The organism is Skermanella aerolata KACC 11604, from assembly GCF_000936425.1.
GTDB classification, from domain to species: Bacteria; Pseudomonadota; Alphaproteobacteria; order Azospirillales; family Azospirillaceae; genus Skermanella; species Skermanella aerolata.
The window spans coordinates 47525-67276 of the sequence record NZ_AVFK01000009.1 but is presented as its reverse complement, the minus strand read 5'-3'; the positions used below and the strand labels follow the sequence as shown (position 1 = coordinate 67276).

Annotated in this window: 18 protein-coding genes; 6 read left to right on the top strand and 12 right to left on the bottom strand. The window is 64.9% G+C overall.

Features of this window, described 5'->3' with window-relative positions; all coding sequences use genetic code 11:
• The gene (locus tag N826_RS13455) at positions 1–366 is read left to right on the top strand and encodes a thiol-disulfide oxidoreductase DCC family protein (RefSeq protein WP_044429542.1); all 366 of its coding nucleotides are present in this window, start codon (positions 1–3) and stop codon (positions 364–366) included.
• On the opposite strand, the gene N826_RS39960 is transcribed toward N826_RS13455, so the two are convergent.
• Positions 294–1679 carry a HupE/UreJ family protein gene (locus tag N826_RS39960; RefSeq protein ID WP_169789346.1) on the bottom strand — a complete coding sequence of 462 codons (1386 nt, stop codon included), beginning with the start codon at positions 1677–1679 and terminating at the stop codon, positions 294–296. The genes N826_RS13455 and N826_RS39960 overlap by 73 nt on opposite strands.
• A 124-nt stretch (positions 1680–1803) precedes the next feature.
• Between N826_RS39960 and N826_RS13445 the strand changes: the two genes are divergently transcribed.
• Entirely contained in the window at positions 1804–3048 is a 1245-nt protein-coding gene (locus tag N826_RS13445; RefSeq protein WP_052831188.1) for an NHL repeat-containing protein, read from the top strand.
• 84 nt (positions 3049–3132) lie between these two features.
• Here the strand turns inward: N826_RS13445 and N826_RS13440 are convergent, their stop codons facing one another.
• The 3 genes from N826_RS13440 to cynS all read right to left on the bottom strand — a co-directional run bounded on the left by N826_RS13440 (position 3133) and on the right by cynS (position 6846).
• The gene (locus N826_RS13440) at positions 3133–4881 is read right to left on the bottom strand and encodes a bifunctional protein-serine/threonine kinase/phosphatase (protein WP_084720744.1); all 1749 of its coding nucleotides are present in this window, start codon (positions 4879–4881) and stop codon (positions 3133–3135) included.
• Between the two features lie 56 nt (positions 4882–4937).
• Positions 4938–5777, bottom strand: a complete 840-nt coding sequence (locus N826_RS13435; RefSeq protein ID WP_044429536.1) for a formate/nitrite transporter family protein — start codon at positions 5775–5777, stop codon at positions 4938–4940.
• A 622-nt stretch (positions 5778–6399) separates the two neighbouring features.
• Complete coding sequence (gene cynS, locus N826_RS13430) at positions 6400–6846, bottom strand: cyanase (RefSeq protein WP_044429534.1); 447 nt, start codon at positions 6844–6846, stop codon at positions 6400–6402.
• A gap of 163 nt (positions 6847–7009) precedes the next feature.
• Here cynS and N826_RS13425 point away from each other — a divergent pair, with 163 nt between their 5' ends.
• The 3 genes from N826_RS13425 to N826_RS43015 all read left to right on the top strand — a co-directional run bounded on the left by N826_RS13425 (position 7010) and on the right by N826_RS43015 (position 9845).
• On the top strand, positions 7010–8935 hold the full coding sequence (locus tag N826_RS13425) for a sigma 54-interacting transcriptional regulator (RefSeq protein WP_044429533.1): 1926 nt from the start codon (positions 7010–7012) through the stop codon (positions 8933–8935).
• A gap of 85 nt (positions 8936–9020) precedes the next feature.
• Positions 9021–9542 (top strand): hypothetical protein, encoded by a 522-nt coding sequence (locus N826_RS13420; protein WP_044429756.1) that lies wholly within the window; start codon positions 9021–9023, stop codon positions 9540–9542.
• A 45-nt stretch (positions 9543–9587) separates the two neighbouring features.
• Complete coding sequence (locus N826_RS43015; protein WP_044429531.1) at positions 9588–9845, top strand: PepSY domain-containing protein; 258 nt, start codon at positions 9588–9590, stop codon at positions 9843–9845.
• A 48-nt stretch (positions 9846–9893) separates the two neighbouring features.
• On the opposite strand, the gene N826_RS13410 is transcribed toward N826_RS43015, so the two are convergent.
• Positions 9894–10940: an AI-2E family transporter gene (locus tag N826_RS13410; RefSeq protein ID WP_044429529.1), complete on the bottom strand. Its 1047-nt coding sequence runs from the start codon at positions 10938–10940 to the stop codon at positions 9894–9896.
• A 225-nt stretch (positions 10941–11165) separates the two neighbouring features.
• Here N826_RS13410 and N826_RS13405 point away from each other — a divergent pair, with 225 nt between their 5' ends.
• The gene (locus tag N826_RS13405) at positions 11166–12224 is read left to right on the top strand and encodes a maleylacetate reductase (protein WP_044429528.1); all 1059 of its coding nucleotides are present in this window, start codon (positions 11166–11168) and stop codon (positions 12222–12224) included.
• 108 nt (positions 12225–12332) lie between these two features.
• Here N826_RS13405 and N826_RS13400 read toward each other — a convergent pair whose 3' ends face one another.
• The 7 genes from N826_RS13400 to N826_RS13370 all read right to left on the bottom strand — a co-directional run bounded on the left by N826_RS13400 (position 12333) and on the right by N826_RS13370 (position 19365).
• Positions 12333–12983: a hypothetical protein gene (locus N826_RS13400; RefSeq protein ID WP_044429527.1), complete on the bottom strand. Its 651-nt coding sequence runs from the start codon at positions 12981–12983 to the stop codon at positions 12333–12335.
• Between the two features lie 101 nt (positions 12984–13084).
• Entirely contained in the window at positions 13085–15394 is a 2310-nt protein-coding gene (locus N826_RS13395) for a xanthine dehydrogenase family protein molybdopterin-binding subunit (RefSeq protein WP_044429525.1), read from the bottom strand.
• 4 nt (positions 15395–15398) lie between these two features.
• Positions 15399–15851, bottom strand: a complete 453-nt coding sequence (locus N826_RS13390) for a (2Fe-2S)-binding protein (protein WP_044429524.1) — start codon at positions 15849–15851, stop codon at positions 15399–15401.
• Between the two features lie 79 nt (positions 15852–15930).
• Entirely contained in the window at positions 15931–16338 is a 408-nt protein-coding gene (locus N826_RS13385; protein WP_147040734.1) for a hypothetical protein, read from the bottom strand.
• Positions 16335–17015, bottom strand: a complete 681-nt coding sequence (locus N826_RS13380) for a hypothetical protein (RefSeq protein WP_147040736.1) — start codon at positions 17013–17015, stop codon at positions 16335–16337. The genes N826_RS13385 and N826_RS13380 overlap by 4 nt, the downstream gene beginning before the upstream one ends.
• The gene (locus N826_RS13375) at positions 16997–17485 is read right to left on the bottom strand and encodes a c-type cytochrome (protein ID WP_044429520.1); all 489 of its coding nucleotides are present in this window, start codon (positions 17483–17485) and stop codon (positions 16997–16999) included. The genes N826_RS13380 and N826_RS13375 overlap by 19 nt, the downstream gene beginning before the upstream one ends.
• Before the next feature lie 83 nt (positions 17486–17568).
• A complete protein-coding gene (locus N826_RS13370) occupies positions 17569–19365 on the bottom strand; it encodes a PQQ-dependent dehydrogenase, methanol/ethanol family (protein WP_211099274.1) in 1797 nt (598 codons plus the stop codon).
• Between the last annotated feature and the right edge of the window lie 387 nt (positions 19366–19752).

The window sequence follows — 19752 nt, the reverse complement described above, 5'->3', positions numbered from 1 at the left end:
ATGGCTGAACTGACCGTCTGGCACGATGGCGCCTGTCCGCTCTGCCGGCGCGAGATCGCCTTGATGCGCCGGCTGGACCGGCGGGGCGCCATCCGCTTCATCGATGCCGCCAGCGACGACGCGTCATGTCCGATCGATCGCGCCGCACTGCTTGCCCGCTTCCACGCACGGGAAGACGGCCGGCTGCTGTCCGGCGCCGCCGCCTTCGCCGCGATGTGGCGCGCGATCCCGCTGCTACGTCCGCTGGGCCTCGCCGCCCGCAACGGATATGTGCTGGCGGGGCTGGAACGGGCCTATATCGCTTTCCTGCGGGCCCGCCCCATGTTCCAGCGACTGGCGCAGCGTTTCGAGAGCAGGGGCGTGTGAGGTAGCGAAGGCTCGCTTGCGTCAAGCCCGGTTCGCTCCCATCGGGCGATGAAGCCGGAGAGAAGCCAGATCAGCCCCGCCAGGGCAACGGCCGCCATTGCCCACCAGAGCGCGGCAGACAGTGCGATGGCATCCATCTTCGGCCATGGGTATTGGCTGAGCTGCCCGCCACGATCGACCATCCAATGCCATGCGGTATGCGCCACCAGCGCCGACAGGATGATCGTCCCGATCCGCTTCTCCACGATATGCCTGAAGAGAAAGCCCAAGGCCGGAAGGGCAACGATCAGGACCAGAAGCTGGCCAAGCTCGACCCCGATATTGAAAGCCAGGAGCGACGTGACGAGGTGCGATCCGGCGAATTGCAGCCGTTCGCTGAGCAGGAACGAGAAGCCGAAGCCGTGTACCAGACCGAAGGCGAATGTGACGGCCCAACGCTGCTCGAAGCGGGCGCCTACGATGTTCTCCAGCGCCATGTAGAGGATCGACACCGCTATCAGCGTCTCGATCAACGGCGGGAACCACAAGGCATCCGGCGCCAGCCCATAGGCCGATGCGATCAGCGTGATCGAATGCGCGACGGTGAAGGCGGTGACGATACCGACCAGCGGCTTGAGCCTGCGGAAGGGAATGACCAGGGCGAACAGGAAAAGCAGGTGATCGATCCCGTCGAGGATGTGCAGGAAACCTTGCCATGCGAACAAGCCGAAGGCTTGCCGCCAGCTCGGATCGAGATGGACGACGCCGACGTCGGCATGGACGTCGAAGGCCCGCTCGGCGCCGCCGGGAGGCAGGAACCGCATCGAGACATTGACCTGAAGCCCGAGGCGCGTCAGCCCCGGCCGGATCGCGAAACTCGATCCATCTGACGCGATCGGGTACTCATAGGCGACATCGAGCAGGCCCTGCTCCCAGTAGATCTCGGTATCCGCCGGCAGCGGCCCGCTCCCGATATGGGCAAGCGCCTGATCGTATTCGGCGAAGGAGCGGTCGGACGGCAGGGATACCCGCGCACCCAGCAGGCGCGGCTTGGCAAGGCGAGCGTCGTTCTCGTACAGCTCGACGAAGTCGCTGATCCAAAGCTGTGCCGCATGTTCCAGGGGTGCGTCCACGCGCGACAGGTCCAGGAACCCGTTCGCCTTGAGGGGAACGTCCACGTCGCGCAGCGACTTCATCGGCGCCCGCACCAGCAGGGTCAGGGTCTTCCCCTCCGGTTTCAGGAAGGTGAGGACCGTGACCTGATCCGGGACCTCATGAGCTTTCGAACCGATCGCCCAGCCCAAAATCGATGCCGCACTAAGTGCAATAAGCATCAAGTATCTAACGCACATCATGAGGCCTCGACTCGGCAAGGGAGCAGTAGTAGGCTCCAATAGGCAGTCAGCCGCAGTCAAGAGCGCAGAAAGCGCCCGCGCGGTTAGCTGGGGAGGGACAACGATGAAGCGACTTTTAAAGAATCGCAAGGCGTATGTCGGTGCCAGTCTACTGGCGGTCATGATGGCACTCGGCGGCGCCCAGTTGTATTTGCAGGAAGCCGTAGCCCAGGGGAAGCAGGCTCCGCGTTTCGAAGTCGATCCGTACTGGCCGAAGCCGATGCCCAACAACTGGGTGCTGGGGCAGGCGATCGGCGTCAGCGTCGATGAACGCGATCACGTCTGGATCGTCCATCGCGGCAGCGACCCCGGTGCTCTCGACAACACCGAACTGGCATTCCCACCCGCACGCAACGGGCTGCGCGTCGGCGAATGCTGCAATCCCGCTCCGGCTGTTCTGGAGTTCGATCCGGCGGGTAACGTCGCCAACGCCTGGGGCGGCCCGTCCAAGACCGGCGAGTACGAGTGGCCGGCGTCCAATCACAGCATCGTCGTCGATCACAAGGGCTTCGTCTGGATTGGGGGCAATGGACCCGGCGACGCCCAAATCCTGAAGTTCACCCGCGACGGCAAGTTCGTCGCCCAGTACGGCAAGGCCGATGCGCGCAAGGACGCCTCATCTCCGGCTGACAAGCCGGCGTTCAAGGCCGACAGCACCGACATGAACAACTTCGGCCGCGTCGCCAAGATCATGATCGATCCCAAGGCCAACGAAGGCTACGTCGCCGACGGATACCTGAACCACCGCGTCGCAGTGATCGATCTCGACACCGGCAAGATCAAGCGCATGTGGGGCGCCTACGGCAAGCCGCCGACCGACGAAGTCCTGCCGCCCTACGATCCGGCCGCTCCGGTAGCACAGCAGTTCCGCAACCCCGTCCACTGCGCGATGCTGTCGAACGACGGCTTCGTCTATGTCTGCGACCGGCCCAACGACCGCGTCCAGATATTCAAGTCGGACGGCGCCTTCGTCAAAGAGATCTTCGTCGCCAAGGATACTCTGGCGGATGGATCGGTCTGGGACATCGACTTCTCGAAGGACCCGGAGCAGAAGTATCTCTACATCGCCGACGGCGTGAACGAGCACGTCCGGGTGTTCGACCGGCAGTCCATGGAAGAGCTGTACAACTTCGGCTATGGCGGCCGCCAGCCCGGCATGTTCCTGGGCGTCCACAGCATCGCCACGGACAGCAAGGGGAACATCTACACGACCGAGACCTATACCGGGAAACGCCTGCAAAAGTTCGTCAACAAGGGGGTCGGCGCCGTTACGACGGTCAATGCGGCGATGCCCTGGCCGACGCAGTAACCGTCCGGCAGTCCTGACGCGGCATGAGACGCCGGCCGTCCGTCACGGCCGGTGGATCTCGCCCAGAAGCCTGTCATTCCTCAGTTATCGCCTGACGACGAGGAAGACGATGACGACAGCGAGGATCAGCGACAGCGTCTGCCAGAATGCCAGTGGGTCGCGCTCGATCAGGGGAGCGCTGCGGTCCGGCAGGTAGTCCGGGTTCGGCCGGCGCAGGTCGGCGATGAACTCGGAGACCGCTTCGTGGCGCTTCAGCGGATCGGGATGGACCGCGCGGCGCAGGGCATCGTCCAGCCAGTCGGGAATGCGGCGTGACCCGTTCCGCGCCGTCGCATAGCGGAGCCGGCCCTGTGCCTTGCGGCTGCGGGCCTTCGCGACCTCCGCGCCGTAGGGGAGCCTGCCGGTCAGCATCTCGTAGGTCACGACCCCGAGCGAGAAGAGGTCGGACCGCTCCGTTCCCGGATGGCCCAGGAAATATTCGGGTGCTGCGTACTGTACCGTCCCGAGTATCTCGTCATCGTCGAACTCGGGTGCTGCTTCGCGGACGCCGGCTACCGTGGTCGAGCCGAAATCGATGATCTTCACGGCGCCGTCGCGGTCGATCATGATGTTCTCGGGGCGCAGGTCCTGGTGAACCATTTCCAGACGATGGAAAGCCCGCAGACCTTTGCCGATCTGCTCGACGATGCCGCGCACCGTCTCGAGATCGGGATGGGGATTGTCGAACATCCATTGCCGCAAGGTCCGGCCTTCGACGTATTCGGTAGCCGTGTAGAGGAAGTTTTGCCGGCGTCCGGGGGCCGCGGCCTTGAGCACGTGCGGACTGCCGATGCGCCGCGCTATCCACTCCTCCATCATGAAGCGCCGGAGATAGGCTTCGTTTTCACGCAGGTCGATCGAGGGAAGCTTGAGCGCGACCTTCTCGCCGGTTTCCCCGCCCGTTTCCCCGCCCGTTTCCCCGTTGGTCGCCAGGAAGATGTGGCTGCGACTGCTGGAATGGAGCTGCCGCAGGAGGCGGTAGCCGTCGAAGTCGCCGGGTGCTTCCGGCAAGGGTGAGGCGGGGAGGGTATCGGTGCGGCCGAGCAGATCGCCGACGTCTCCGTCCGGCAGGGTGTCGATGCGCGCGATCTGGATCGTGAGGTTGTCGGGGCTGCCCCGGGCCAGCGCTTCTTCGACGACCCGCCGGGCGGCAAGGTCGAGATCGCCGCTGGATGCCGCGATGGCCTGCGTGATGCTGCGCGGCGGGACATGCTCGTAGACGCCGTCGGTGGCGAGCACGAATACGTCGCCCGGACTGAGGTCGAGGAGGCGGTAGTCGATCTCGACGCTAGGCGCCGCGCCCAGCGCCCGCCCGAGATAGTTTTCCTGCGAGGAAATCACGACCCGGTGATCCTCGGTCAGCTGCTCGAGCGTCTCGCCCACGACGCGGAAGACCCGGCAGTCGCCGATGTGGAAGAGGTGCGCGCTGCGCGACTTCAGCACCAGGGCGCTCAGCGTGCAGACATAGCCCCGGTCGGGGTCATGGGCATGCCGGCCGCGCCTGGTTTCCGCATGGAGCCAGGAATTGGCCGCATCGATGACGCGTTGGGCCGACGTCTTGACCGACCAGGCGTCTGATGTGCAGTAGTAGTCGGTGAGGAAACTCTTGACCGCCGATTCCGAGGCGATCCCGCCGACCGCGCTGGAGGAGATGCCGTCGGCGAGCGCCAGCGCGATGCCTTTGGACGCGAGGACGCGTCCTTCCGGGAGCAGTGCCCCGTGGAAGTCCTGGTTCCGGTCCTTGCGGCCCGGATCGGAATGCTGCCCGATCGAAACGGCCAGTTTGCCTGACATGCGCACCCCATGGCGGAAGCCCGGCCCAGTTGGGCCGGACATCCGAGCGACTGGACCTACTCGGCCGCTACGCGCAGCGGGCGCCGGTCGACGGTGCGCTTGGCGCCCGTCTTGATATGGGTGGAATAGAGGGTGAGGCCGACGAAGGCCAGTCCGCCGACCAAGTTGCCCAGGACGGTCGGGATCTCGTTCCAGATCATGTAGTCCATGATCGAGAAGTTGCCGCCCAGCATCAGGCCCGACGGGAACAGGAACATGTTGACGACCGAGTGCTCGAAGGCCATGCCGAAGAACAGCATGATGGGCATCCACATCGCGATGACCTTGCCGGGAACGGAGGTCGATAGCATGGCCCCCACGACACCGGTCGAGACCATCCAGTTGCACAGCACGCCGCGGATGAAGAGCGTGAGCATGCCGGCGGCGCCATGGGCGGCGTAGCCGACGGTGCGGGATTCGCCGATCGATCCGATCTTCTGGCCGACGGCGTCCGGCGCCGTCGTGAAGCCGTTGGTGAAGACGATCGCCATCATCAGCGCCACGGTCAGCGCACCGGCGAAGTTGCCGACGAACACGAGCCCCCAGTTGCGCAGCACGCCGGCCACGGTGACACCCGGCCGCTTGTCGAGAAGGGCCAGCGGCGTCAGGGTGAAGACGCCCGTCAGCAGGTCGAAGCCCAGCAGGTAGAGCATGCAGAAACCGACCGGAAACAGGATCGCGCCGACGATCGGAATGCCGGTCTGCACGGCCACCGTCACCGCGAAGACCGCGGCGAGCGCCAGGATCGCTCCGGCCATATAGGCGCGGATCAGCGTGTCGCGGGTCGACATGAAGATCTTGGACTCACCGGCGTCCACCATCTTGGTGACGAATTCGGCGGGGGCGAGATAAGACATTGCTTGGTCCTTCCTGGAGGATCGTATCCGGCGGAGATCGGATAAGGTTCGGTCGGTACCGCTCACCCGCAGAACAGGGCACGCGGAATGCTGGGCGCCCCGCGAGGAGCGCCTTCTTCGATGGTCGTGCTGTGGAACGAGGCATGGCGCCGCGTTCCCGCGATCCCGCTTCCCAAGGAAGCAGTGTCGCGATCACACAGCACCGTTGCTGTCCGCCCGATGGGCGATGATGTCAGGATGCGCCGCGCCGTTGCGGCATCATTACTTCTGTTATCCCAGGAGAAAGCTCTCTGGATCGAAGTAAATTCTGACAAAATTCTTCTACTCCGAAACTGAGTTTGCGATCAAGAGATAAATCGCTCCGCTGATCAGAACCGTCTGTATTAGTGAAAGAAGAGCAAATGCCAATCCAGACTCTCTGAAGGTGAAAGAATTTCTTGTGCAAGAATGCTCGTTTTAAAAGCATGACTTGCCAAAAATTTCAGCGCATTGAACGAAGGTTAGCCAGATCCGGAACCATGCGCCGATGGCGTGCCGGTGCTCGTACGGGAACCGCATGGCGATATGGTTCTCGTGACAGGCGCATGGTTCCTCGATCGGGCGGCCATCGCCCGATACCTTCTCAGTAGGACTTGTAAGGCAGGAACTTGCCCGACATCGTGATCTGGACACGGTCGCCCTTGGGATCCGGCTTCCGCTCCATCACCATGTCGAAGTCGATGGCACTCATGATGCCGTCGCCGTATTCCTCCTGGATCAACTCCTTCCAGGTCGTTCCATAGACCGACACGAGCTCGTAGAAACGGTAGATCAGCGGATCGGTCGGGACGGCGGTCGGCAGGGAACCGCGATAGGGGATCTCCTGGAGGAGCAGGGTTTCCTCGTCGTCGAGTTCGAAGATGTCTGCGGCGACGGCTGCCTGCTCCCGGGTCAGCTTCATCTGGCCCAGCAGGGCCGCGGTGATCAGCACCGGCGAGCAGCCGCCGATACGGCCGTTGATCTCGGCCCAGGACAGGCCCTTGAGGCGCTTCTTACTGAGGATCTTTTCGGTGACGGCTTCGCGCTTCATGGCGGATCTTCCTTTAAGTGGCGGAATCGGAACGTTGTCGGGCGCCTGTGGAGGTGTTCAGCAAGCGGTGTACCAATCTGTCTTTTGCGGAAAATCGGCGGAATTCCGCCCTTTCGTGAGGAAGAGGAGTTGACGAGAACTCGTGAATGACGAAAACTCGTGGATGGATTCACGAGATTTCGTCAATTGGGGCGTTGCGTTCGACTGTGGGATCGAGGCGACGCTGATCGTCGATCCGGCCTCCGGCCGCATCCTGGACGCCAATCCCGCCGCTTGCCGCCTGCTCGGTCAGGATCGCCAGCGGTTGCGCGTCACGCCGGTCACGGATCTGCACCGGGGGCAGGAGGCGCAACTCGTCGTCTTCACCGAGGCGGTGCTGAACCGGGGCTCCTACTGGTCGCGCGGGCTGGCGCCCCTCCATGCGGGGGAAGCCGAACTGCGGCTGGAGTATTCCGGGGTGCTGCTGGCCGAGGGTGGCCAGGAAGGGCCGGCGATCCTGCTGACGCTGTACGATCTGGACGGTCACCGGCGGCGCGAGATCGATGCCGAGGCCGAGCTTTACATGCGCGACGGCATCGGCGAATGGCGGCGTGTCCAGCGGGTGTTCCAGAACATCGAGCGGGAAAGCCAGCTCATCCTCCAGGCCGCGGGCGAGGGGATCTACGGCATCGACGCGGAGGGCAAGACGACCTTCGTCAACCCGGCGGCGGAACGCATCCTGGGATGGTCCGCGGAAGACCTGCTCGGACAGAACGTCCACGCGATCGTCCACCACCACCGGCCCGACGGCACGCACTATCCGGAGGAAGACTGCCCGATCTACATGGCGTTCCGTGAGGGGCGCGTCCGGCGGGTGTCCGACGAGGTGTTCTGGCGGCGCGATGGCCGGCCGGTCTGGGTCGAGTACACCAGCACGCCGATCCGCAGTGGCGCGCGGGTCATCGGAGCGGTCGTGGTGTTCCGTGACATAACGCAGCGGCGGGAGGCCGACGAGCGCCTGCGCGCGGCCCTGGCCGAGGTCGACCGGCTGCGCGAGCGGCTCGAACTGGAGAACGCCTATCTCCAGGAAGAAATCCGGATCACCGGCAAGCACCGGGGCATCATCGGCCGGAGCGGCGCCATCCAGCACATCCTCCGGCAGGTCGAACTGGTCGCCCCGACCGATGCCAGCGTGCTGGTGACAGGCGAGTCCGGAACCGGCAAGGAACTGATCGCGCGGGCGATCCACGACGCGAGCCGGCGCAGCGAGCGTCCGCTGATACGGGTGAACTGTGCTGCCATCCCGCGTGAGCTGTTCGAGAGCGAGTTCTTCGGCCATGCGCGCGGCGCCTTCACCGGGGCGATGCGCGACCGGGTCGGGCGGTTCGAGCTGGCCGACGGCGGCACGCTGTTCCTGGACGAAGTCGGCGAGATCCCGCTGGCGCTCCAAGGCAAGCTGCTGCGTGTGCTCCAGGAAGGGCAGTTCGAGCGGGTCGGGGAGGAGAGGACGCGGAAGGTCGATGTCCGCATCGTCGCCGCGACCAACCGGGATCTGCGCGCCGAGGTCGAGCAGGGGCGTTTCCGGCAGGACCTGTATTTCCGCCTGAACGTCTTCCCGATCGAATCTCCGTCGTTGCGCAGCCGGGCCGAGGACATTCCGATATTGGCCACGCATTTCCTGCGCGACGTCAGCGGCAAGCTGAACTCGGGCGACCTGACGCTGAGCGAAGGCGATGTCCGCAGGCTGATGGCCTACACTTGGCCCGGCAATGTCCGCGAGCTTCAGAACGTGATCGAGCGGGCCGCGATCCTGGCACGGCAGGGCCGCATCCACATCGACCTGCCGGCGCCTCCGGTCCGGACGGAGGAGCCTCGCGCCGATGCGGAGGAGGGAGCCGTATCGCGGATCGGGACGCGGCAGATCGAAACGCGAAACGACCTTCGCGAGCGGGAGCGCGCGAGCATCCTCGCGGCGCTGGATGCAGCCGGCGGAAAGGTGTCGGGCGCAGGAGGGGCCGCGGATCTGCTGGGCATGCGGCCGACGACACTTTCATCCCGCATCAAGGCACTTGGTATTGGGTTCGAGAGGACGGGTCGGCGGAAGATCTGAGTTAAAAAACATGGAAATCAAGACCTGAAAAATCCTGACGAGAGTCTAACTGAGGACACCGATCGGAAGACCAGGGAGGATGTTCATGAGTGTACCCATCTCTACTGAAAAGCGGGCGCTGACCGCAAAGGAGTTCGAGGTCGTCGAGCAAACCCACTATCCGGCGATTTGCGAGCTCTCCAGGGAAGCTTTGAGCGACAGTCTTAAATTGCTCCGCGAATACCGCAGGAAGGCGCGGGATCGTGCCCAGCAGCAGCGCCGCGAGATGCGCGGCAAGGCCGAACCTCGCGGAACGGTCGCCGCCAGCGACAACACCGGCACCGAGCGCAAGGGCGAGATCCTTTCCGGTGCGTTGAAGCGCGTCAACCGGGAGTTGGCGCGGATCAGGAAAGCGGAAAAACCCAATGGTCAGGGTGACTACGCCCGCCGTGCGCTGGAATTGAAACGCGAAAACCGGGTGCGCCATCACCCCAGTTCGGGGCGGACCGCCAATCGATCCATGACGATGGTCGAGAACCCGGAACCGACGGTCAGCGTCGATCCCCGCGAGATCGGCCGGGTGTCACAGGCCGTCAAGGCCGGTCAGGCGCGCCGGGACTCCAACTGATCCCTGAAGACGAAGATGTCGTGACGCAAACCGCAGGAGTAGTCGATGTCGAGAGGACTTGCCGCGATCCTGGCCGCCGGGACGATGTGTGCGGCCATACCGGCACTGGCCGACGCGCCGCCCCAGAACGCCCGGCCGCTGTCCCAACTGATCGCCATCGTCGAGCAGAACGACGACGTGGCCTATATCGAGGATGTCGACTGGGACGATGACGGTTACTACGAAGTCGAATACCGGACCCGGAACGGCGGCGATCGCGAAATCAGGATAGATCCCGTCTCGGGCGAGATCCGGAGCGACTGAGGGAGGGCTTCGGCCTTCCCCACCATCTTGCCCTTTCGTGCGGTCCCGTCATTTTCCCCGCGGCCATGCGTTGAGAACCGCATGGACGAGTGTCGCCAGCGGGATGGCGAAGAAGATGCCCCAGAACCCCCAGATGCTGCCGAACACCAGCAATGCCACGATGACGGCGGTCGGGTGCAGGTTGACGACCTCCGACAGCAGGAGCGGGGCCAGGACGTTGCCGTCGATCAGCTGGATCACCGCATAGGCGCCCATCACCCAGAGGAAATCCGGCCCCATTCCCCATTGCGCGTAGGCGATCACCGCGACCGGCAAGGCGGCGAGCGCCACGCCGATATAGGGGATGAAGGTCGACACGCCGGTCACGATCGCCAGCAAGGCGCTGAACTGAAGGTCCAGCAGCACGAACGCCAGATATGTCACCGCCGCGACGATCAGGAACTCGTAGATCTTGCCCCGGACATAGCCGCCGATCTCCGCGTCCACTTCCCGCCAGACCTGATCGGCCAGAGGCCGCTCCGGCGGCAGGAACTTGAGGACCCAGTTCAGGATCAGGTCCTTGTCCTTCAGGAAGAAGAAGACCAGCATCGGCATCAGGACCAGATAGACGACCACGTTGACCACGGCCGGCAGCCACGCGACCGACGCGCTGAGGATCCGCTGCCCCATCAGGATCAGGTCGTTGCGGAACGACGCCAGGAACTCGCGGATCTGCTGGTCTTCGAACAGGTCGGGATACCGCTCGGGCAGTTCCAGGATCAGGTCCTGCGTCAGGGTGAGGATCGCCGGGAGCTGCTGGACGAGCTGGGCGATCTGGGTCAGCAGCAGGGGCAACAGGATCAGGAAGATCGCCAGCAAGGCGGCGACGAACAGCGAGAAGATCAGGCCGACCGCCAGTCCGCGCGGTACCCGGCAGCGCTCCAGCAGGGTGATCGCGCCGTCCAGGAGATAGGCGATGACGATGCTGGCGATCAGCGGCGCCAGGGTGTCGGCGGCGACCGCGAGGATGCCGAAGCCGGCTATCAGAAGGATGGCGAGCAGCACCACCTGGGGGTTGGCGAAGTTCCGGCGGAACCATGCGGTAACGATATTCATCCTGAAGGGCTCGCAAGTCGGTAATGTCAGATGCAGGTCACTCCCGCCGGCAAGCTGGAAACCCTGCCCGGATCGTCGCCGCCAGCGCGTGCAAGGTCAAGACAAGCCCGACGCGCCGGATTCGCTGGGATGGTGATAGAGACGGGGCCGGTTTCAGGCGACGATGGCGGAGAAGTCCGGTGACGGACCGAGACGCCCGGCCCTGAAGTAAAGTTGAGGACTGCAATGAAATCGTTCGAACTCAAGGTGAGCCCGGCGCGGATCGTCTTCGGACCGGGCACGCTCGGGCGGACCGGCGATATGATCCGCGAACTCGGCTGCTCCCGAGCACTCGTCCTGTCGACGCCGAATCAGAAGGGCGCAGCCGAGACCCTCGCCGCCGGCCTTGGAGACCTCGCGGCCGGGGTTTTCACCGGAGCCACGATGCACACGCCGGTCGACGTGACCGAAAAGGCGCTGGCTGTCCTGCGCGCGACGGGGGCCGATTGCACCGTCGCCTTTGGGGGCGGGTCTACGACCGGGCTGGGCAAGGCGCTGGCCTACCGCACGGACGTGCCGCAGATCGCGATCCCCACGACCTATGCGGGATCGGAGGTCACGCCGATCCTGGGGCAGACGGAAGGCGGGCGGAAGACCACGGTGTCCGACGCCAGGATCCTGCCGGAGGTCGTGATCTACGATCCCGAGCTGACCTATGGTCTCCCCGCCGGCCTGACCGTGACGAGCGCGCTCAACGCCATGGCCCATGCAGCCGAGGCCCTGTATGCCCGCGACCGCAATCCGATCTCGTCGCTGATGGCGGCGGAAGGCCTCCGCGTCCTGGTCGCGGCCCTGCCCGTGCTGCGCGACGAGCCCGCCGATCCGGAGGGGCGCTCCGGCGCGCTCTACGGCGCGTGGCTATGCGGGACGGTGCTGGGGTCGGTCGGCATGGCGCTTCATCACAAGCTCTGTCACGTCCTCGGCGGCACCTTCGATCTGCCTCATGCCGAAACCCATGCCGTGATCCTGCCCCACGCGGTCGCCTTCAACGAGGCGGCGGTGCCGGACCTGCTCAAGCCCCTGGCGCAGGCGCTCGGCACGGAACGGGCCGGGCAGGGGCTGCATGGCTATGCCGCGTCCATCGGAGCGCCGATGGCGCTCAAGGACATCGGCATGCCGGAGAACGGGATCGACCAGGCGGCGGACCTTGCGGTCGCCAACCCGTACTGGAACCCGCGCAGCTTCGACCGTTCCGACATCCGGAGGCTGATCGAGAACGCCTTTCATGGCCGTCCGCCGGACTGATACCAGGAGTCGAAGACATCGACCCGTGTGGACAGTGTTCGTTGGGCCACGGCCCAACCTACAGGCTCCTGCTTCGTAGGTTGGGCCGTGGCCCAACACTGCCGGAGATCAAAGCGGCGGATCGAAACCGTCGGCGCCGACCGCCACCATGTCGGCCGTCAGGGAGCCGTCATCGGCTTTCTCCGCCGAGGGTACGAAGATGTGCGCACCTTTCTTAAGCATCTTCTGGTCGGCCGGGGTCGCGGCCATGACGGCGGCGCCGGGGGGAATGACGACGGTGGAGCCTCCCTGCGGATAGGACAGCCCGACGATCCGCCCGTCGGGTCCGTTTTCGATGCTCCTCACCGTGCCGTTCCGCATCTTGCTGTCGGGCTTCAGGTCCCAGGTCAGGTAGTCCTCGCTCTCTTTGCTGGCGGACGAGCTTTTCGGGTATATGACGACTACCGTAGCCTTGATCGTTTCCTCCTTCTCCGCCGATCCAGCGGCGCCGATGAAAGCCTCGGACGCTACCGCTTCGGCGTTGGACGGAGCGAGGCTGAGGATCTTCGCATCGGGACCGAGCATCAGCTTGGTTTCGCCCTTGCTGGTCTTGACGGTGATGTGGTTGGACTCGATGCTGGCGATCTCGCCCTGAACCGTGATCGGCTGCGCATCCTTGTCGGTCATCGTGGTGGGTTGGGTCTGCGCGGCCGCCGATCCGGCGCTGATCGCCAGAGCAAGTGCGACGGTGGACGGAAGCAAGCCCGGACGGTGCGACATGATGGTTCCTTGTCATGGGGCCAAGCTATGAGGCCATGTCCGATGCCCGCCGGACGGCGGGCATCGGTTTGCTGGAGATGCCTGGATGGTCACCGGATCGGTCAAGCCGGCCGCAAGTCCTGACGGCCGATCGGCAAGGTCCGGATGCGCTTGCCGGTCGCCGCGAAGATCGCGTTGCACAGCGCCGGCGCGAACGGCGGTACGCCCGGTTCGCCCACGCCGCTGGCCGGCACGTCGTAGCCGTGCGGGACGATGTGGGTCCGGACGTTCAGCGGCGACGTATCCATGTGCGCCACTTCGAAGGTGTCGTAGTTGCCCTGGACCGCCCGGCCTTTCTCGAAAGTGATCTCGCTGAACATGGTGGAACTCATGCCCATCACGGCGGCTCCCTCCATCTGCGACCGGATGCGTTCCGGGTTGACCGCGAAGCCGCAGTCGATCGCGGTATCGACGCGCGGGATCGTCAGGTTGCCCTGGTCGTCGACAGCGACTTCGATCGCGGTCGCCACATAGGTCAGGAAGCTCCGGTGGACGGCGATGCCCAGGCCGTGCCCCTTGGGCAGCTTGCGGCCCCACTCGATCTTTTCCGCCGCGACGTTGAGGACGTTGGAAAGTCGCCCCGTGTCGATCGGATAGGTTTCATAGGGGTCCCCGTAGTTCCAGAACGCATCCACGACGCCGGCCTTGGAGATGTCGATCTTCCGGGCCGGACCGATCAGTTCCAGCAGGTAGTCCTTGGGGTCCCGGCCCAGTTCATGCGCGATCTCGGCTACGAAGGACTGGATCGCGAAAGCGTGCGGGATGTTGGAGACGGAGCGGAACCACCCGATCCGAGTATGCGCCGCCGCCTCGCCGTTCTCGCACCGGACGTTCGGGATCGCGAAGGGCATGTCGACCACGCCCATGGCGAGTTCCAGCGAATGCTCGTGCTTCGGGTCGGGCATGAAGGTCGACATCAGGCTGGGCGCCACCGTGCGATGGAGCCAGCCCGTCACCTTGCCGTCCTTGTCGAGGGCGGCTTCCAGGCGGTTGAAGCAGACGGTGTGATAGAAGCTGTGCCGGATGTCGTCCTCGCGGGTCCAGGACACCTTGACCGGCGTTCCGCCCAGGGCCTTGGACACGATGACGGCTTCCTGGGCGTAATCGGACTGCGACTTGCGGCCGAAACCGCCGCCCAGCAGCGTCACGTGGACCGTGACCTTCTCGATCGGCAGGCCGAGCATCTTGGCGATGTCCTCGCGGGCACCGTAGGGATACTGCAACGGCGCCCAGACCTCGCACTGGCCGTCGGCCACCACGGCGGTCGCGACCATCGGCTCCATCGGTGCGCAGGCGAGATGCGGGACATAGTATTCCGCCGACAACTTGCGGGCGGCGCCGGCGAAAGCCTTTTCCGGATCGCCCTCGTTGCGGACGATCTTGGCGGCGTTGCGGCCCGCTTCTTCCATCTGCGCCTTATAGGCCTTGCTGTCGTAGGAGGCGTTGGGTCCGTCTTCCCACTCGATCTTGAGGGCTTCGCGCCCCTTGATCGCGGCGTGGGTATTGGTGGCGATGACGGCGATGCCGCCCAGCGGCGTGTACTTGGTCCGGTCGGGCTGGGTCGGGATCTCGACGATCCGTTCGACGCCGGGGACTTTCAGCGTTTCCGCCGGGTCGAACGACTTCACCCGGCCGCCGACCACCGGCGGCCTTGCGATCACCGCGAACTTCATGCCCGGCCGCGCGATGTCCTGACCGTACTGCGCCTTACCCGTCGTGATATCGTGCAGGTCGAAGATCTGGACGTTTCCCTTCCCCATGTAGCGGAAGTCGGCGTCCTTCTTGAGATTGAGCTGCTCGACCGGAGGCACGGGGATATCCCTGGCCGCCGTCGCAAGGTCGCCGTAGCCCAGCTTGCGGCCGGAGGCCTGATGGACGACCTCGTGGTTCAGGGCACGGACCTCGCCGGCCGGGACGTTCCACTGCTTGGCGGCGGCCTGCTCCAGCATCTGCCGCATCGCGGCGCCGCACTGGCGCATCGGCTGGAGGAAGTGCCGCATGCTGCGTGAGCCGTCGGTGTCCTGGTTGCCGTAGCGCGGTTCGTCGGCGGGGGCCTGGACCAGCTTGACCCGCGACCAGTCGGCTTCCATTTCGTCGGCGATCACCATGGGCAGGCTGGTGCGAATGCCCGTTCCCATCTCCGAGCGGTGGGTGACGATGGTGACCGCGCCCGACGGATCGATGGTTATGAAGACATGGGGGTCGTTGACTGTGCCGTGCGGCATTTCGCCGGCGCCGGTGGCGTAGCCGACCGCCGCCAATGCCTTGCCAGCGGGCATGAATTGCAGGGCCACGACGAGGCCGGCGGCCGAACCGGCCCCCTTGAGGAAATTGCGGCGGCTGACGTTCTGGATAAGAGCGTGTGCGGACATGGCGTCAGGCTCCGGTGCTGGCTGCTTTGACGGCGGCGTGGATTCTCTGGTAGCAGCCGCACCGGCAGATGTTGCCGGACATCGCTTCCGTGATCTGCCGGTCGTCCGGGTTGCGGGTCGATGCCACGAAGGCCGCCGCCTGCATGATCTGTCCTGACTGACAGAAGCCGCATTGGGGCACGTTGGCATCGCGCCAGGCCCGCTGGACCGGGTGGTTGCCGTCGGGGTCGAGCCCTTCGATCGTGGTGACCGGGTCGCCGACATCGCCGACCGACGTGATGCAGGACCGCACGGCCTGTCCGCCGACATGGACGGTGCAGGCGCCGCAGGCCGCGATGCCGCAGCCGAACTTGGTGCCGGTCAATCCGATCACGTCGCGGATGACCCAGAGCAGCGGCGTGTCCGGCGGGACATCCACCTGATGCTGTTTCCCGTTCACGGTGAGGGTAACCGCCATGGAGCGTCTCCTTTATTGTTCTGGTTGCGCTAAGCAGAAGCGATCGGAGCCGGCCTCCAAACTCCCGTGAAGCCGGCGGTTATTTCTTCGCTATCACGTTCGCGAACACCTCGACCGTCAGGGGAAAGCTCGCGCCCTTGATGTCGACGAGGCGGAACTGTCCCGCCTTGACACGGGGAGTCACCTGCCCATGGTGAACATCCGCCGCGACCGTCTTGCCGTCGGCCTCGACGGCGAACCGGACGGCGTCCGCCTTGTCGCCCGAGATTTTCCAGACCAGTTCGGCGGTGCGCGGTGGATAGCTGAGTTCAAAGGGCCGGCTGTTGGCGGTTTCCGCGGCGGCGGGCGCTTCGACCGCCACGGTCTGGATCAGGGTTTCCTCGAACTGAGGATTGTTATGGGCCAGGACAGCCTGACCGGACAGGAGGAGCGCCGCTACCGCTCCCAAGGACGCCGCGCACGTCCAGGATCTTCCCGGCCCCGTCATGACGCCGATGCCCGCGTCACCACGACGCTCACCGAATCCTCGTAAGTCTTGCCTTCCTGCCCGGCGCCCCTGAAGAGCTTCGTCAGCATCTTCAGGCTGCGGCCCTCGATCGTCTTGCTGCATTGCTGCTTGACGAACATGCCGCCGATCTCGCTTTCTCCCGGATCGCGCGGCAGGTCGGCGCAGGTCCAGCCTTCCGTCCCGTAGTGTTCCCGGACGCGCAAGGACAGCAGATAGGCCTTCTTCTTGAGGTAGGGGCTGGCTTCGGCGTCGGTCACGATGCGCAAGGCGTCGATCGTGCCGTCGTCGGTCACCGCCATCGTCAGGACGACGGGGTGTCCGGCTATCTTGGTGCCTTCCCAGCGGTCGGCGAACTGGACAAGCTGCTTGTCTTCCTCGAACTCGAACCGGATGTCCCGCAGACCGGCGGCATTGGCCGGGCATTGCCGGTAGTCGGACCAGCCGGAGATCGCTGGGGCATCCGGGCCGGCGCAGGCGAACCCTTTCAGGCCGGCGGCGGATTTCTCGTCAAGCGGCAGGCCGACCCGGATCTGCCGGATGTCGCTTTGCCGCAAGTCGGCGGCCTGCGCCGCCGCCGGCAAGGCGACTGCGACGCAGGCCGCCAGCAGGAACGAACAGCGCACCATCCGAGAGCGCATCACTTGTAAGTCAGGCATTGCTTGGCTCCTTCTCCCCAGAAGGCGACGCAGTCCGCCCGGTCAGGCTTTCCCTTGCCCTTGAGGTTGCCCATGACGTAATCGGCGACGGTCGCTATTTCGCTCGCGGTCAGAAACTCCGCCGCCTGGGGCGCCGCCTCGGCGCTGCCGGCCTTCGCGTCCACGCCGTAGCACTGGACGGTCGACCAGGCATTCTTGTCGTGGAACGGCATGCGGGTCCCAGGCCTGCCGCACCGGACCACTTCGATGAGCTGGTCGCGGTCCATGTGCGTGTCGCGCAGCGACAGGGCGGCACCGCCATACCCGCCGCCGCCGCCGCCGTGCCACTTGTGGCACCCGACGCAATTGGCTCTCTCGTAGATCGCCTTGCCGTCCTCCGCTCCCCATGCCGGGCCGCCCAATAGCGGCAGCGTCAGGACGGCGGCGGTCAGGGAACTCAGAACTGCGCCCTTGAAGATTCTCATATGCATCTTGAGTGATTTTCCGCGACGAACCGGAATGCCGAGGCATTCCCATAAGAGACGGGCGGCGCAGGAACGCCGCCCGGAGGTTTCTACAGGGAGAAGACGTAGAGCATGCTGCTCGGCTGGACCTTCTCCAGGCCCTTGGTCCCATCGACGAACCATTTCGGCCAGGCGCCGCCCAGCCCGACGAGGATGGCGACGTACTGCTTGCCGTCCACCGAGTAGGTCATCGGCGGGGCGTTGACGCCGGACCCCGTGTTGAACGTCCACAGCGGTTCGAGGGTCTTGGCGTCGAGTCCGTAGATTTCGCCGGAGGGATGTCCGGTGAAGACGACGCCGCCGGCCGTGGCGAGCATCCCGCCGAGCAGTGGGTAATGCGTCTTGAACTTGCCGGCGATCTTCCCGGTCGTGACGTCGATGGCGGTCACGCTGCCGGTGATTTGCTCGTGCTGGCGGGGACCGCCGCCGGTGAACCATTCTCTCGGCTTATAGCTGTCGCCGGGAGTCATTTCCTCGTTGACCATCTGGTTGCAGCTCTCGATGACCGGTATGTACCAGAGCTTGAGCTGCGGGTTGTAAGCTGTCGGCGGCCAGTTCTTGCCGCCCATGTTGCCGGGGCAGGAGGTGCCGACCGGGTTGTCGCGGCTGGGTGCTGTGCCCTCGGCGTAGAGCTGGACCTGAGTGTTGGGATCGTAGTTGACCGGCCTGCCGGTTTCCTCGTCCAGGCCCGGCGTCCAGGTCAGCTTGTCGACGAACTGGGTCCCCCAGACGAAATCGCCGTTCTCGCGGTCGAGCGCGTAGCCGAAGCCGTTGCGGTTGGCGTGGAGCGCAAGCTTACGCGCCTTGCCACGGACCGTCTCGTCGACCAGCACGTGCTCGGCGACGGCGTCGTAGTCGTACGGGTCGTTGGGGGTGTACTGGTAGTGCCACTTGATCTGGCCGGTAGCGGGGTCCAGCGCCACCGCGCTGTTGGTGTAGAGGTTATCGCCGGGACGGTACTGGTTGTCCCAGTCCGGTCCGGGATTGCCGACTCCCCAGTAGATGACGTCGAGCTGCGGGTCGTACGTGCCGGTCACCCAGGTCGAGCCGCCGCCCGTCTTCCAGGCTTCGTAATCGTCCTTCCAGGTGTCGTGGCCGGGTTCGCCGGGGGCGGGAATGGTGTGGCGGCGCCAGACTTCCTTGCCGTCGCTGAGGTTGGTCGCCGCGATCCAGCCGCGGATGCCGTATTCGGCTCCGCCGACCCCGGTGATGGCCATGTCCTTGACGATCAGCGGCGCACCCGTGATCGTTTCGGCAATGCCGGGATCGGCGACCTTGCGTTCCCAGGCGATTTCGCCGGTTTCCTTGTTCGTGGCGATCAGGCGTCCGTCCAGGGTGTGCGAGATCACCTTGTCCTTCCAGAGCGCCACGCCCCGATTGTTGACGCCGCAGCAGGCGACGGCGCCGGACCATTCCTTGTCGGTCTTGGGATCCATGCGCCAGATCAGCTTGCCGGCCCCGCCATGCACGTCCAGTTTGTAGACGCTGCCCCATCCGTCGGTGACATACATCATGCCGTCTTCGACGATGGGCGTGCCTTCCAGGCCGCCATGGGGCCAGATGCCGCCTTTCTCGATGCCGCCAAGCGCGAAGGTCCAGGCGACCTTCATGTTCTTGACGTTGCCGAGATTGATCTCGTCCAGCTTCGAGAAACGCTGGCCGTTGTAGGACTCATGGTGGTGAAGCCAGTTCTGCGGCTCCGCGTCCCGCGCCTTGAGCAGACGTTCCTGCGTGACGTCGCCGGCCAGGGCCTGTACCGGAACGAGGCTGGTTCCCAAAGCCAGGGTCACGGCAAGAGTCATCGCTGCCGGCGCCATGCGCCAAGCAGCCCCTTTAAGCCTGTTCATGTTTCCTCCCCAAAGGGCTCTGCGGCCCGTTTTTTAGAGTCGGTCTTGCAGCGGCGGTGCTTTCTGCGCCGCCGTTTCCGGTATGCATGCAATATTTTTCAAGAATTCGTCCACGCCTGCTCTTCATCGATCGACGCTGGACATGGCCGTACCCAGCCATGCAGGAAGTACTCCGGCATTTCGATGCAAAGAACTACTTGGGCGAACGAACGAAACCGATTTGCATCTGGCGATCGGCCTGAGATGCGTCACGGATAGGGGAAAGGCGGCCCGACGGAGCCGTTCAGGCTATGAAGCAGTGAGAAGGGGGATCTCGATCCACCCGGTCGAACGATACCATGTGCTGCCAACGTCCCCTCCAGAGCTAGGAATCTGACCTGGGACAAC